The organism is Bradyrhizobium sp. CCBAU 53338 (assembly GCF_015291665.1).
In the GTDB taxonomy this organism is placed as follows: Bacteria; Pseudomonadota; Alphaproteobacteria; order Rhizobiales; family Xanthobacteraceae; genus Bradyrhizobium.
The window spans coordinates 4601675-4615169 of sequence record NZ_CP030048.1 but is presented as its reverse complement, the minus strand read 5'-3'; the positions used below and the strand labels follow the sequence as shown (position 1 = coordinate 4615169).

Annotated in this window: 13 protein-coding genes; 11 read left to right on the top strand and 2 right to left on the bottom strand. The window is 64.5% G+C overall.

Annotated elements, in window-relative coordinates:
• The 11 genes from XH90_RS21845 (at position 1) to XH90_RS21795 (ending at position 9371) form a co-directional block, all read left to right on the top strand.
• Positions 1–876: a carbohydrate ABC transporter permease gene (locus tag XH90_RS21845; RefSeq protein WP_194476403.1), complete on the top strand. Its 876-nt coding sequence runs from the start codon at positions 1–3 to the stop codon at positions 874–876.
• Between the two features lie 77 nt (positions 877–953).
• Positions 954–1940, top strand: a complete 987-nt coding sequence (denD, locus tag XH90_RS21840; protein WP_194476402.1) for a D-erythronate dehydrogenase — start codon at positions 954–956, stop codon at positions 1938–1940.
• A gap of 30 nt (positions 1941–1970) precedes the next feature.
• Positions 1971–2933, top strand: coding sequence for a sugar kinase (locus XH90_RS21835; protein ID WP_194476401.1), 963 nt, complete (start codon positions 1971–1973; stop codon positions 2931–2933).
• Positions 2934–2949: 16 nt separating this feature from the next.
• Positions 2950–3600 (top strand): bifunctional 4-hydroxy-2-oxoglutarate aldolase/2-dehydro-3-deoxy-phosphogluconate aldolase, encoded by a 651-nt coding sequence (eda, locus tag XH90_RS21830; protein ID WP_194476400.1) that lies wholly within the window; start codon positions 2950–2952, stop codon positions 3598–3600.
• Positions 3601–3660: 60 nt separating this feature from the next.
• Positions 3661–4830, top strand: coding sequence for an acetyl-CoA acetyltransferase (locus XH90_RS21825; protein ID WP_194476399.1), 1170 nt, complete (start codon positions 3661–3663; stop codon positions 4828–4830).
• Between the two features lie 118 nt (positions 4831–4948).
• Positions 4949–5155 (top strand): hypothetical protein, encoded by a 207-nt coding sequence (locus XH90_RS21820; RefSeq protein WP_194476398.1) that lies wholly within the window; start codon positions 4949–4951, stop codon positions 5153–5155.
• Between the two features lie 121 nt (positions 5156–5276).
• Positions 5277–6476 carry a CaiB/BaiF CoA-transferase family protein gene (locus XH90_RS21815; RefSeq protein ID WP_194476397.1) on the top strand — a complete coding sequence of 400 codons (1200 nt, stop codon included), beginning with the start codon at positions 5277–5279 and terminating at the stop codon, positions 6474–6476.
• Between the two features lie 50 nt (positions 6477–6526).
• Positions 6527–7663, top strand: a complete 1137-nt coding sequence (locus XH90_RS21810; protein ID WP_194476396.1) for a thiolase family protein — start codon at positions 6527–6529, stop codon at positions 7661–7663.
• A complete protein-coding gene (locus XH90_RS21805; protein WP_194476395.1) occupies positions 7660–8019 on the top strand; it encodes a Zn-ribbon domain-containing OB-fold protein in 360 nt (119 codons plus the stop codon). The genes XH90_RS21810 and XH90_RS21805 overlap by 4 nt, the downstream gene beginning before the upstream one ends.
• A 495-nt stretch (positions 8020–8514) precedes the next feature.
• Entirely contained in the window at positions 8515–9042 is a 528-nt protein-coding gene (locus tag XH90_RS21800; RefSeq protein WP_194476394.1) for a carboxymuconolactone decarboxylase family protein, read from the top strand.
• A 26-nt stretch (positions 9043–9068) separates the two neighbouring features.
• Positions 9069–9371: a nucleoside triphosphate pyrophosphohydrolase family protein gene (locus XH90_RS21795; RefSeq protein ID WP_057759035.1), complete on the top strand. Its 303-nt coding sequence runs from the start codon at positions 9069–9071 to the stop codon at positions 9369–9371.
• A gap of 65 nt (positions 9372–9436) precedes the next feature.
• Here XH90_RS21795 and glsA read toward each other — a convergent pair whose 3' ends face one another.
• Both glsA and XH90_RS21785 read right to left on the bottom strand, forming a co-directional pair.
• Positions 9437–11281 carry a glutaminase A gene (gene glsA / locus XH90_RS21790; protein ID WP_194476393.1) on the bottom strand — a complete coding sequence of 615 codons (1845 nt, stop codon included), beginning with the start codon at positions 11279–11281 and terminating at the stop codon, positions 9437–9439.
• Between the two features lie 21 nt (positions 11282–11302).
• Positions 11303–13375, bottom strand: coding sequence for a TRAP transporter permease (locus tag XH90_RS21785; protein WP_194476392.1), 2073 nt, complete (start codon positions 13373–13375; stop codon positions 11303–11305).
• Positions 13376–13495 lie beyond the last annotated feature (120 nt).

Genomic DNA, 13495 nt, shown 5'->3' with positions numbered 1-13495 from the left:
ATGACGACCATGGAAGACCAAAGCGTCGGAATGGACTATCTGGAGAGCTTCCCGAAGAAGTTTCTCCGGGTTTACCTCCCGCTCGGCCTGATCATCGTCTTCCTGCTGTTTCCGTTCTACTGGATGGCGGTGACGACGTTCAAACCCGACGCGGAGATGTACGACTACGAGAAGTACAATCCGTTCCTGATCGCGCATCCGACGCTGGAGCACATCAAGAAGCTGTTCTTCGACACCGACTATCCGCTGTGGATGTGGAACACGGTGATCGTGTCGGTGTCGTCGACCTTCATTTCGCTGTTCGCGAGTGTCTGCGCGGCCTATGCGATTGAACGCCTGCGCTATACCGGCTCGCGCTATGTCGGCCTTGCGATCTTCCTCGGCTACCTCGTGCCGCCCTCGATCCTGTTCATTCCGCTGGCGGCGATCGTGTTCCAGCTCGGTCTGTTCGACGGCAATCTGGCGCTGATCCTGACCTATCCGACCTTCCTGATCCCGTTCTGCACCTGGCTCCTGATGGGCTATTTCCGCACCATTCCCTATGAGCTGGAGGAATGCGCCCTGATCGACGGGGCGACGCGGCTTCAGATTCTGGTCAAGATCACGCTGCCGCTGTCGCTGCCGGGGGTGATTTCGGCCGGCATCTTCGCCTTCACCTTGTCCTGGAACGAGTTCATCTACGCGCTCACCTTCATCTCCTCTTCGGAGAACAAGACGATCCCCGTCGGCGCCATTACCGAGCTCGTCAACGGCGACGTCTATCATTGGGGCGCCCTGATGGCGGCGGCCCTGACCGGCTCGGTCCCCGTAGTTATCCTTTATTCCTTCTTCGTAGAGTACTATGTGTCGGCGATGACCGGCGCCGTAAAGGAATGATCGCGGGGCCTGCCTGAGAACGCGCCAACATTTCAAGAGCGGCGCGTTCCGGCCAATACGTAAGAAGGAGTAGGCTCTTGCACATTCTGGTTCTGGGTGCCGCAGGCATGGTCGGCCGCAAATTGTGCGAACGTCTGTTGCGCGACGGCCGGCTCGGCAAGAACGACATCACCAAATTGACCATGCACGACGTGGTCGAGCCCAAGAAGCCGGAGAAGGCCGGTTTCCCCGTCGAAACGGTCTCGGGCGATTTCGCCGTGCCCGGCGCGGCCGAAAAGCTGATCGCCGGCCGTCCCGACGTGATCTTTCATCTCGCCGCCATCGTCTCGGGCGAGGCCGAGCTCGATTTCGACAAGGGGTACCGCATCAATCTCGACGGCACGCGGATGCTGCTCGATGCGATCAGGCTCGTCGGCGGCGGCTACAAGCCGCGTGTGGTGTTCACCTCCTCGATCGCGGTGTTCGGCGCGCCGTTCCCCGACGCCATCGGCGACGAGTTCTTCCATACCCCGCTGCTCAGCTACGGCACCCAGAAGGCGATCGGAGAACTCCTGCTGGCCGACTATTCGCGCCGCGGCTTCCTCGACGGCATCGGCATCCGTCTGCCGACCATCTGCATCCGGCCGGGCCTGCCCAACAAGGCGGCGTCGGGGTTCTTCTCAAACATCCTGCGCGAGCCGCTGGCCGGCAAGGAAGCGGTGCTCCCGGTCTCCGAGGATGTCCGCCACTGGCACGCCACGCCGCGCTCGGCTGTCGGCTTCCTGCTGCATGCCGGCACCATGGACCTTGCCGCGGTCGGTCCGCGCCGCAATCTCACGATGCCGGGCCTGTCGGCAACTGTCGGCGAGCAAATCGCAGCCTTGAGGCGCGTTGCGGGCGAAAAGGTTGCTGCCCGCATCAAGCACGAGCCCGATCCCTTCATCGTCGGCATCGTCGGCGGCTGGCCGCGCAACTTCAACGCCAAGCGGTCGCTCGAGCTCGGTTTCACGACGGCTGAAAAGACCTTCGACGATATCATCCGCATTCACATCGAGGACGAGCTCGGCGGCAATTTCGTCGCCTGATCGTGTGAGATGAACAGCGTGGATATGACGATGGCGAGCGTCGCTTGCATCGGTGAATGCATGGTCGAGCTCCGGCAGGCTCAGAGTAGCCATTCCGCCGGGCACGGCCTGTTCTCGCGCGGCTTCGGCGGCGACACCCTCAACACGGCGGTGTATCTGGCGCGGCTCGAGGTCAAGGTCGACTATCTCACCGCGCTCGGCGACGACGGCATGAGCGAGGAGATGATCGCGGCCTGGAATGCCGAGGGCGTCGGCACGCGACGCGTCGTGCGGCTGCCGGGCAAGCTGCCCGGTCTCTACATGATCCAGCTCGATGCCAATGGCGAGCGCCAGTTCTTCCACTGGCGCGACAGCGCAGCGGCGCGGCAGCTGATGAGCCTGCCGGAGACCGACGAACTGCTCAACTCGCTGACGAGCTACGACATCGTCTATCTCTCCGCGATCACGCTCTCGATCTACGACGCGGCCGGACGGGAGCGTTTGTTTGCGGCAATCAAGCGCGCGCGCCTGCTCGGCACGCGCTTCGTGTTCGACACCAATTTCCGCGCACGCGGCTGGCCCGATCGCGATGTCGCGCGCGACGTGTTCGCGGCGGCCTTTGCGGCTGCCGACATTGTGCTGACCTCGGCCGAGGACCTCCTCGCGCTCTATCCCGGCGAGAGCCCCGATCAATTGATGGTGCGCATCCCGACGCCCGAGCTGGTGTTCCGTCTTGCCGAGCCCGTCAGCCTCTTACGCTTCCCGGCCGGCACCAGTGAGGTCCGCGCCGAACCCATGACAAGGCCCGTGGTCGACACCACTGCGGCCGGCGACAGCTTTGCGGCGGCCTATATCGCGGCGCGGCTCGGGGGAGCCGATCCGGTCGAGGCGGCCCAGTCAGGGCATCGCCTCGCCAGCCTCGTGATCTGCTATTCCGGCGCCATCATTCCGGGCTATGCCATGCCGCCGAAGAAGCGGCACCGGCTGGCGCCCACGCGTCAAGCGACCAAATGAACGAAAAGATCCCAAGATGCCCACTGCTGCCCAACAGAACCACCTCGTCGCCCTGTTCAAGGCCGCGACTGTCATTCCCGTGCTCACCATCGAGAGGATCCAGGATGCCGTACCGCTGGCGCAAGCCCTGGTGGCCGGCGGGGTCCGCACGCTTGAGGTTACCCTGCGCACCCCTGTCGCGATCGAGGCGGCGAGGGCGATCATGTCCGAGGTCCCCGACGCCGTGGTCGGCATCGGTACCATTCTCAATCCGGCCGACTTCACCCGCGTCGAGAAGCTCGGTGTCGCATTCGGCATCAGCCCGGGCCTGACCCCGGATTTGCTCAAGGCCGCCACGCACAGCTCCTTGCCGTTCGCCCCGGGTATCGCCACGGCGTCCGAACTGATGATGGCGCTGTCCTACGGCTTCGACGTCGCAAAGTTCTTCCCGGCCGAGCAGGCCGGCGGCATCAAGGGCCTGCGCGCGCTGGGCGGCCCGTTCCCGAACGTGCGGTTCTGCCCGACCGGCGGGGTGGGCGAGGCCAATGCGGCGACCTGGCTCGCCGAGCCCAACGTCGTTGCGGTGGGCGGTTCCTGGTTGTGCCCGACGGCGGAGATCAGGGCCGGGAACTGGGCCGGCATAACTGCCATCTGCCAGCGCACCCTCCAGGCGTTGAAAGCCGCGTGAAGTCTTGCCATCCCTGAGCTAAGACTTAGGTCAGCAAGAGACCGCCAGGGAGACAAGACCATGACTGCCAGCATCGTCGGATGGGCGCATACGCCGTTCGGCAAGTTCGACACCGAAACCGTCGAAAGCCTCGTCACCCGCGTCGCCAACGAGGCGATGGCCGATGCCGGCATTTCGGCCTCCGACGTCGACGAGATCGTGCTCGGCCATTTCAACGCCGGCTTCTCGGCGCAGGATTTTACCGCCTCGCTGGTGCTCCAGGCCGACCCGAAGCTGCGCTTCAAGCCGGCGACCCGCGTCGAGAACGCCTGCGCCACCGGCTCGGCCGCGGTGCACCAGGGCCTGCGCGCGATCGCCGCAGGCGCGGCCAAGATCGTGCTGGTCGTCGGCGTCGAGCAGATGACCCGCACGCCGGGCCCCGAGATCGGCAAGAACCTGCTCAAGGCGTCCTATCTGCCCGAGGACGGCGACACGGTCGGCGGCTTCGCCGGCGTGTTCGGCAAGATCGCCAGCTCCTATTTCCAGAAATACGGCGACCAGTCCGATGCGCTGGCGCTGATCGCGGCCAAGAACCACAAGAACGGCGTCGCCAATCCTTTCGCCCAGATGCGCAAGGATTTCGGCTTCGACTTCTGCCGCGCCGAGAGCGAGAAGAACCCTTATGTGGCAGGTCCCCTGAAGCGCACCGATTGCTCGCTGGTCTCCGACGGCGCGGCTGCGTTGGTGCTGGCCGATGCCGAGACCGCCAAGGGCATGAGCAAGTCGATCGGCTTCCGCGCCACCGCGCATGCCCAGGATTTCCTGCCGATGTCCAAGCGCGACATCCTCCAGTTCGAAGGCTGCACGGTCGCCTGGCAGCGCGCGCTGGAGAAGGCGGGCGTGACGCTGAGCGATCTCTCCTTCGTCGAGACCCATGACTGCTTCACCGTCGCCGAGTTGATCGAGTACGAAGCGATGGGCCTGACGCCGAAGGGGCAGGGCGCTCGCGCCATCAAGGAAGGCTGGACCCTCAAGGACGGCAAGCTGCCGGTCAATCCGTCCGGCGGGCTGAAGGCCAAGGGCCACCCGATCGGCGCCACCGGCGTCTCCATGCATGTGATGACCGCGATGCAACTCGCCGGCCAGGCGCCCGAAGGCATGCAGCTCAAGAACGCCAAGCTCGGCGGCATCTTCAACATGGGCGGCGCTGCCGTTGCCAACTACGTCTCCGTGCTGGAGCCGCTGAAGTAAGCTTGCGTCGGGTGGGCAGGGGCGCCATGCGCCGTGCCCACCTTTTTCTTGCGCTAGATCATGGTGGGCCGGTTCCGGTTCGCCTTAATGCTCCTGATTGATTTGCAGGGAATGCATCATGAGCACTGACTACGAAGACTCACTGTCGCTGGACGCCCTCAACGATCGCATCGCGATCCTCGAGGACAACATCCGCCAGCTGATCGAGCAGGCCGCCGCCGCCTCCGGCGAGCAGAACGAGTCGCGTATCGCCGATCGCATCAACCAGCAGAACGACGAGCTCGACCGTCTCATGAAGATCCGCGAATCCCGCCAGAAGAAATAGCGGTCGCGTCGGCCTGCGCATGCGGCCATACCCCGGCCGCCCTTGCGCGCCCGGCGTGACTACCCTTAGCTGGACCGAAATCGCGGTGCCGAGTTGAGCCCGCGCAATCGGGAGCGAACGGATGGGGCCGCTGAAGGGCATCAAGGTCGTCGACATGACCACCGTGCTGATGGGGCCTTACGCGACCCAGATGCTCGGCGACTACGGTGCCGACGTGATCAAGGTGGAATCGCTCGACGGAGACGTCACCCGCCTGATCGGCCCGATGCGGCACACCGGCATGGGCCCGGTGTTCCTCAACACCAACCGCAGCAAGCGCTCGATCTGCCTCGATCTGAAGAAGCCCGCCGGCCGCGACGCCGTGTTGCGGCTGCTGCAGGACGCCGACGTGCTCGTCTACAACGTCCGTCCGCAGGCGATGGCGCGGCTTCAGCTCGGTTACGACGTCGTCTCCGCAATCAACCCGCGCCTCGTCTATGCCGGGGTGTTCGGCTTCGGCCAGGACGGGCCCTATGCCGCAAAGCCCGCTTACGACGATCTGATCCAGGGCGCCACCGCGCTGCCCGCGCTGATGGCGCAGACCGGCGACGGCGTGCCGCGCTACGTGCCGAACGCGCTGGTCGATCGCATCGTCGGCCTCACCGCCGTCGGTGCGATCTGCGCCAGCCTCGTGCATCGTGACCGCACCGGCCGCGGCCAGCGCGTCGACATCCCGATGTTCGAGACCATGGCCGGCTTCGTCATGGGCGACCACATGGGCGGGCTCACCTATGAGCCGCCGCTCGACAAGGGCGGCTATGCCCGCCACCTCTCGCGCGACCGTCGACCCTACAAGACCTCGGACGGCTATCTCAGCGTGATCGTCTACAACGACAAGCAGTGGGAGAACTTCTTCAAGGCCACAGGGCGCGACGACCTGCGCGCCGATCCCAAATTCGCGACCTTTGCCGGCCGCGCGGCCAATATCGACGTCGTCTATGCCGAGCTCGCGCGCATCTTCGAGACGCGCACCACGACGGAGTGGATCACGCTGCTGACCAAGGCCGACGTGCCCGTGATGCCGATGCACGATCTTGCCTCGATCCTGCACGACGAGCACCTCGAGGCGACCGGCTTCTTCCCGGTCGTCAACCATCCGACCGAAGGCCCGATCCGCAGCATGAAAGTGACGGCGACCTGGTCGGAAACCGGGGCCGAACCGGTGCGCCTGGCGCCACGGCTCAACGAGCACGGCGCGGAGATCCTGCGTGAGATCGGATATTCTTCCGACGAGATTGCCGCCATGGTGCGCGACGGCGTCACGCGCTCGGCGCAGGAGTAGGGCAAGCAGTAATGAGAACGAATGTCTCATGACAGCGGAGAGGTAGCGAGATGAGCTTCATCACCGGCGTCGGCCTCACATCTTATGGCAAGCACGAAGGCTCATCCTCGCTCGACCTGATGAGCGAGGCCGCGCAAGAAGCGCTCGACGATGCCGGGCTGAAGCGGGCGGAAATCGACGGGATCCTTTGCGGCTATTCCACCGTCTCGCCGCACATCATGCTGGCGACGGTGTTCGCCGAGCATTTTGGTATCCGCCCGTCCTACGCCCATGCCGTACAGGTCGGTGGTGCCACCGGCCTTGCAATGACCATGCTGGCGCATCACCTCGTCGCATCGGGTGTCTGCCGCAACGTGCTCGTCGTCGCCGGTGAGAACCGTCTCACCGGGCAGAGCCGCGACGCCTCGATCCAGGCGCTGGCACAGGTCGGCCATCCCGACTACGAGGTGCCGCTCGGGCCGACCATTCCCGCCTATTACGGCCTGGTCGCCACGCGCTACATGCACCAATACGGCGTGACCGAAGAGGACCTTGCCGAATTCGCGGTGCTGATGCGCGCGCACGCCTGCACCCATCCCGGTGCGCAATTCCGCGATCCCATCACGGTTGCCGACGTCATGGCCTCGAAGCCGGTGGCGATGCCGTTGAAACTGCTCGACTGCTGCCCGGTGTCCGATGGCGGCGCGGCCTTCGTCATCAGCCGCGAGCTGACCGGCGAGGCCGGTGTTCGCATTCGCGGCTGCGCCCAGGCCCACACCCATCAGCACGTCACGGCCGCGCCGGCACTGAGCGAGCTCGGCGCGGAAATCTCGATCGCCCGCGCGAAGGAAGCCACCGGCCTTGCGATCTCCGACGTGCGTTATGCCGCGATCTACGACAGCTTTACCATCACGCTTGCCATGCTGCTGGAAGACCTCGGCCTGGCCGGCCGCGGCGAGGCGGCCGCTCGTGTGCGTGCAGGCCATTTCAGCCGCGACGGCGCGATGCCGCTCAACACCCATGGTGGCCTGCTCAGCTACGGCCATTGTGGCGTCGGTGGCGCCATGGCGCATCTGGTCGAGGCGCATTTGCAGATGACGGGGCGGGCGGCGAATCGTCAGGTGCGGGACGCCTCGATTGCGCTGTTGCATGGCGACGGCGGCGTGCTGTCGTCCCATGTCAGCATGTTTCTGGAGCAGGTGCGATGAGCGAACGAATCGCGGACTGGACCAAGGGCGAACAGGCCATCACCTACCAGACCTGCGCCGCATGCGGCCACGTGCAGTATTTCCATCGCGCCTTCTGCGCCGCGTGCGGGGCCGCAGCTCCGCGCGAGGCACGCGCCAGTGGCAAGGGCAAGGTCTATGCGACCTCGCTGGTCTGCCGAGCCGCCACGCCTGAGACGCGCGCCCACGTGCCCTACAACATCCTGCTGGTCGATTGCGCCGAGGGTTTTCGCATGATGGCCCATGGCGACCATGATCTTGCCATTGGCGATGCGGTCAAGGTGAGCTTCAAACCCTTTGCCGGTAAGCTCGTGCCGTTCTTCACGAAGGAAGCCTGAGGGGATTTCGCCATTCGGGGGCGGTCCGGAGGGACCGAGCCTGGAACGGGTATTCTGGGCCTGGCCTGTGCGAGGGCCACCCCGGAATGACGAAAACTCAAGAACTCAACTAACGCGCGTAGAACAGGATGCTGGCGATGACGAGCATTGCCATCACCGCCAGCATGTGCGCGAGCGCTTCCGAGGCCGCCCCCTTGGAGGCTTCCTTCATGCCGTTTTCTCCCTAGACTTGGGCGTGACTCATCGTTGCGCGCTCTGCGCACCCGACGGCCAATTGTTTCTACTCGGAACACCCCACATCGAGCATTCGCCACCATGTGTCCCCACGCGGCGAATATCGACTGTACCAAGGTCGATCAGCAATGCGGCGGCAATTTGACTCGATGATGTTGCTCCTGCGTCTCCGCAAGAATACAGTTTTTGGGAACTTATTCCGGTAACGACAACAAGCATCAAAATCGCAAGAAAAATCTCAGGAAAAACTCAAGGTAAATCATGGCCCGCATCGACTACAGCGATCCCTCCAGGGCGTCCGACCGCACCCGCGAAATCCTCGACAAAAATCGCAACGCCAACATCTTCCGGATGATGGCGCATTCGCCGAGCTATTTTGAACAGTACTGCCGGCTCGGCGGCGCCATCAGGCACAAGGGCGAACTGGATCCCGTCGTGCGCGAGCTCGCGATCACGCGCACCGGCATTTTGTGCGAAGCGCCATACGAGATCGTCGCGCACAAGCGCATCGGCAGGAATGTCGGCGTCACCGAGGCGCAGAACGAGGCGCTGGAAAACTGGCAGGCAGCTGACTGCTTCGACGAGACCCAGCGCGCGGCGCTCGCCTTCACCGACGAGACCGTCAAGCTGAAGAAGCCGACGGACGCGACCTTCAAGGCGATCGCGTCGAAGCTGACGCCGGCCGCGCTCGTCGAGCTCCAGTTGTCGGTGGGCTTCTACATCATGACGTCGAAGTTCCTGGAGACGTTTGAGATCGATCTCCAGCCCGTCACCGACGTGGTGGGCTGATCACGCGCGAGCTATGAGGGAGGGTCATGACGATCGATGAATATGCGGCCTGGGCCGCGACTATTGCGAAAGTCGATGAGCATCCCTCGAACGAGCGACTGTCCTATCTCGGGCTTGGCCTTGCCGGTGAAGCGGGCGAGGTCGCCGAACACATCAAGAAGCTCTTGCGTGACGACTGGCTCGACAAGGCCGGTCTCGTCGAAGAGCTCGGCGACGTCATCTACTACTGGGCCTGCCTGTGCGCCGCAACCGGACAGCAGCCATCCGAATTGCTGAAGGCCAGCGCCGCCAAGATCAAGCGTCGGATCAGCGAGGCGGCAAGTCGGTAAAGCAAGGTACGCGTTGGGAACGGGATCATCTCTCCCGTCGGGGTGAGATGAAGAACCTCATTCGCTCACGTCGATGTCAGGATATCCACCTTGGTGTTGGCGACGATCAGCCGGTCGGCCAGCAGCTGCGCCAGGTTGCGCATGATGCGTTCGCTCGCGCGCGGGTGCTGTTTGCGAAAGCGCTCGAAATCCTTCAGCGGAACCTCGAACGCCGTCGCCGCCATGTCCGCGAACACGTCGGCGGAGCGGGTGGTCTCGATCAGCGCCATCTCGCCGAAGGCCATGCCGGCGGTCAGCGTCGCCAGGCGGATGCCGTCGGGCAGGGTGACATGCACCGCGCCGCTGCGCAGGAAGAACAGCGCATCGGCAGGATCGCCCGTGGTGAGGATCTTGGCGCCGGACTGATAGGTTCTGACGGTGCAGATCGAGGCGAGATCGGTCAGCTCTTCGGCGCCGAGGCCGTCGAGCAGCGGTTGTTCGGATAGATCCGTGGTCTCGTGAAAGTCGATCGAGCCGCCGTAACGGTAGACGATCTGGTCTTCGGCCCATTCGATCGCGGTATCGAGCAGATAGAAGTCGCGGACGTTCTTCAGCTCCGCGGTCCACTCTCTCAAGCTGTCCCATTCCCTGGAGGCGCGCCTGACGCCCGACAGGACCACGGTGACGTTCAGCGCTGCGAGCTCCTCAAAAGCCTCCGCGATCAGCCGCGCGCCGGCGCGCGTGGTGGAGGTGACGCGGTGCAGGTCGAACACGACGATTTGCGGTCGGGCCTGTCCCGCGAGCCGGCGCGTCACATAGTCGACCGCCGACAGCGACAGCACGCCGACCAGCTCGATCACGCGCACTGCCTGCTCGTGGGCGGCGAGGATGTCGCGTTCCTGCTGGCGGCGGACGCGACGTGACGGGCTCTTGCCGATGTCGTAGTCGGCGATGACCGCGTTGCGGGCGTCGTCGCTGCGGTTGAGCATGTGCAGGTCGTAGTGCGAGGACAGCGCCTCGCAGACCTTGATGCCGCGCACGCTGTTGCCGTGCTTGTCGAGCTTCGGCGAATAGCTGCCGAGCCCGAGGCGGGCAGGGAGCGCCGCCAGAATGCCGCCGCCGACGCCGCTCTTGGCTGGGATGCCGATGCGATAGATCCACTCGCCGGCATAGTCGTACATGCCCGACGACGTCATCACCGACAGCGTGCGCGAGATCGCGTATGCGCTCAGCACCTGCTCGCCCGTCACGGGATTGACGCCGCGATTGGCGAGCGTCGCCGCCATGATCGCGATGTCGCGCGCGGTCACCAACACCGCGCATTGCCGGAAATAGACGTCGAGCACGCCGGCAACATTGTCCGAGATCACGGCATTGGTCTTGAGCAGATAGGCGATGGCGCGGTTGCGATCGCCGGTCTGGCTCTCCGAGGTGTAGACGGCCTCGTCGACGGCGAGGTCGCGCCCGGCAAAACGGCTCAGCGCGAGCCGGATCTGCTCGAATGCCTCGGCACCCCTGCTCGCATGGATCAGCCCGGTGCAGGCGATCGCGCCGGCATTGACCATCGGATTGAACGGATGGTTTTCCGAGTTTAGCCGGATCGAGTTGAAGGGATCGCCCGAGGGCTCGACGCCGATCGCGCTCTCGACATGGCCTGCGCCGAGCAGGTCGAGCGCCAGCGCGAACACGAAAGGCTTCGACATCGACTGGATGGTGAAGGGCACCCTGGAGTCGCCGACTTCGTAGACATGGCCGTCGAGCGTTGCGAGGCTGATGCCAAAATAGGCAGGGTCGGCCTTGCTCAGTTCGGGAATGTAATCCGCGACATGGCCGGAGGTCTCCGCGGAGAATTCATTGAGGCATGTGTCGAGAAACCGCAGCAAGGGCGGCTTCGAGCGGGTCCAGGCCGAGGCGGGCGGTTGCGCTGTCATCGCCTCCCTTGTGCAACGCAATCAAGGCATGCGCAACCCGTCCGGCACCACGGTCTGTCTGCGAACCAGCAGCAGGGCAACGAGGAAAGTGGGCACCAGCACGGCAAGCCCGAGCAGCGTCACCTGCATCTGCGACAGCGGCATGATCCCGCCGCCGGGGGTGGCCACGACGAAGCCGCCGGTCACCAGCAGAACGCGGATCGGCCATTCCAATACGCCTGCGCGGCGGAGATCGCCGACGAACGGCTGGTAGCCCTGGATGCCGCCGCAGATGAAGAGCGTGCCGAAGGCGGCCATGCCCATCAGGCCGAGACCGGCGAGATAGGGGCTCGGTCCCTGCAGCACCAGCGCCGGGTTGAGCACGAAGAAGAACGGGATGAAATAGATGATGCTGCCGACCCACATCGATTCCCAGCCGGTCTTCATCGCCGGCGAGCCCGCGATGCCGGCGGCCGCGAAAGAGGCGATCGCGACCGGCGGCGTGATCGACGACAGCATGCCCCAGTAGAAGATGAACATATGCACGGCCATCTTGTTGAGCCCGAGCTTTTCAAGTGCTGGTGCGACCAGGATGGCGAGGAAGATGTAGCAGGCCGTCGTCGTCAGCCCGAGGCCGAGGATCAGGCTGGTGAGGGCGCACATCGCCAGCAGAAGGAACGCATTGTCGCCTGCAATATGCAGCAGATCGTTGGCGAGGCTGGAGACCACGCCGGTCATCGAGAACGCCCCGATCAGCAGGCCGCAGCCGGCAAGAATCCCGACCAGCTCGACGAAGGTGCGTCCGTTGACCTCCAGGAATTTGCCGATCGTCGCCAGCGTCCAGCGCGTGTCCCTGGAGAAGAACTGGTTGAGCACCAGCAGCAGCGCGGTCGCATAGAAAGGTGCGTGGCTCTCGCGCTTGAAGTAGAGCAGCATCACGATCAACAGCGCGATCACGAAGACGTAGTACCAGCCGTCCTTGATCGTATCCATGACCCGCGGCAGCTCGGCGCGCGGAATCCCCTTCAGGCCGTGACGCGCAGCATAGGCGTCGACCTGCATGAACAGACCGACGTAGTAGAGCGCGGCCGGTATGATCGCGGCGACCGCGACCTCGGCGTAGCTGACATTGAGGAATTGGGCGATCACGAAGGCGGTTGCGCCCATCACCGGCGGCGCCAGAACCGCGCCGGTCGAAGCGCAGGCCTCGATCGCGCCGGCATAGGAGGCGCGGAAGCCGCTCTTCTTCATCACGGGAATGGTCATGGTGCCCGCGGTCAGCACGTTGGAGATGATCGAGCCGGACATCATGCCGAGCAGGCCGCTGGCGAAGATGCAAACCTTCGCGGCGCCGCCGCGGAACGTGCCGCACAGCGCGAAGGCGAGGTTGATGAAGAATTTTCCGGCGCCGGTCATCATCAGCGCGGTGCCGAATACGAGGAAGCCGATCACGGTGTCGGCGAAGGCCTGGATGGGAATGCCGAGCAGGCTTTCGCCTGACAGCACGTGATAGGCGGTCGCCTGTTCCAGGGTCGACTGCGTGCCGCGGAACGGGCCGAGCCAGGCGGATTCCGCGAACAGCGGATAGACAGTGAAGGGAAGCACGCTGAGCAGCAGGCTCCAGCCGCCGGTGCGGCGCAGCGCCTCCATCAGCATCACCCACATCACGAGGCCCGCGGCGATCACGCCGGTCGGCGCGCCGCCGAATTCCCAGCCGGCCTCGGCCGCCTTGCGCACGTTCGACATCAAGAGCAGCGCGGCAGCGATGGTCGCAACGAAGAAGACGAGGTCGTACCAGGGAATGCGGTTGAGCGGGGCGCGCTCGCTCCCAGGGAAGATCAGGAAGGTGAACGGCAGCATCAAGGCGATCAGAAGATAGAAATATTCCGTGTTCAGCTGGGTGTAGCCGATGAAGAAACGCAGCGAGAATTGCTGGTTGATGCAGAGAAGGATCGTGGCGGCAGTCGCCGTCACCAACGTCCAGCGCCAGGCGCCGCGAAGCGAGCGGACACGCGTCACCTCCGCCTCCTGCATGTTGCCGGCGGCGCCGTGCGGATCGTCGAACACAATTCGCTTGGCCTCGCTGTCGGGGCCGGTGGAGGTTGAAGCAGACATGATCGACCCCGCGCGCGTGGGCTGGCAAACGACTGACTAGGCGAATGGTTGTCGGTTGAAGCGGTCGAGCCGCGGGCTCTTCAACCTCTCCCGCAAGCAGGAGAGGAGGCGCACCTCGTG

Excerpts from the sequence above, each read along its gene's own strand:
- XH90_RS21845 (WP_194476403.1), top strand. The coding sequence starts at position 1 with ATGACGACCATGGAAGACCAAAGCGTCGGAATGGACTATCTGGAGAGC.
- XH90_RS21835 (WP_194476401.1), top strand. The coding sequence starts at position 1,971 with ATGGCGAGCGTCGCTTGCATCGGTGAATGCATGGTCGAGCTCCGGCAG.
- eda (WP_194476400.1), top strand. The coding sequence starts at position 2,950 with ATGCCCACTGCTGCCCAACAGAACCACCTCGTCGCCCTGTTCAAGGCC.
- XH90_RS21825 (WP_194476399.1), top strand. The coding sequence starts at position 3,661 with ATGACTGCCAGCATCGTCGGATGGGCGCATACGCCGTTCGGCAAGTTC.
- XH90_RS21820 (WP_194476398.1), top strand. The coding sequence starts at position 4,949 with ATGAGCACTGACTACGAAGACTCACTGTCGCTGGACGCCCTCAACGAT.
- XH90_RS21815 (WP_194476397.1), top strand. The coding sequence starts at position 5,277 with ATGGGGCCGCTGAAGGGCATCAAGGTCGTCGACATGACCACCGTGCTG.
- XH90_RS21810 (WP_194476396.1), top strand. The coding sequence starts at position 6,527 with ATGAGCTTCATCACCGGCGTCGGCCTCACATCTTATGGCAAGCACGAA.
- XH90_RS21805 (WP_194476395.1), top strand. The coding sequence starts at position 7,660 with ATGAGCGAACGAATCGCGGACTGGACCAAGGGCGAACAGGCCATCACC.
- XH90_RS21800 (WP_194476394.1), top strand. The coding sequence starts at position 8,515 with ATGGCCCGCATCGACTACAGCGATCCCTCCAGGGCGTCCGACCGCACC.
- XH90_RS21795 (WP_057759035.1), top strand. The coding sequence starts at position 9,069 with ATGACGATCGATGAATATGCGGCCTGGGCCGCGACTATTGCGAAAGTC.
- glsA (WP_194476393.1), bottom strand. The coding sequence starts at position 11,281 with ATGACAGCGCAACCGCCCGCCTCGGCCTGGACCCGCTCGAAGCCGCCC.
- XH90_RS21785 (WP_194476392.1), bottom strand. The coding sequence starts at position 13,375 with ATGTCTGCTTCAACCTCCACCGGCCCCGACAGCGAGGCCAAGCGAATT.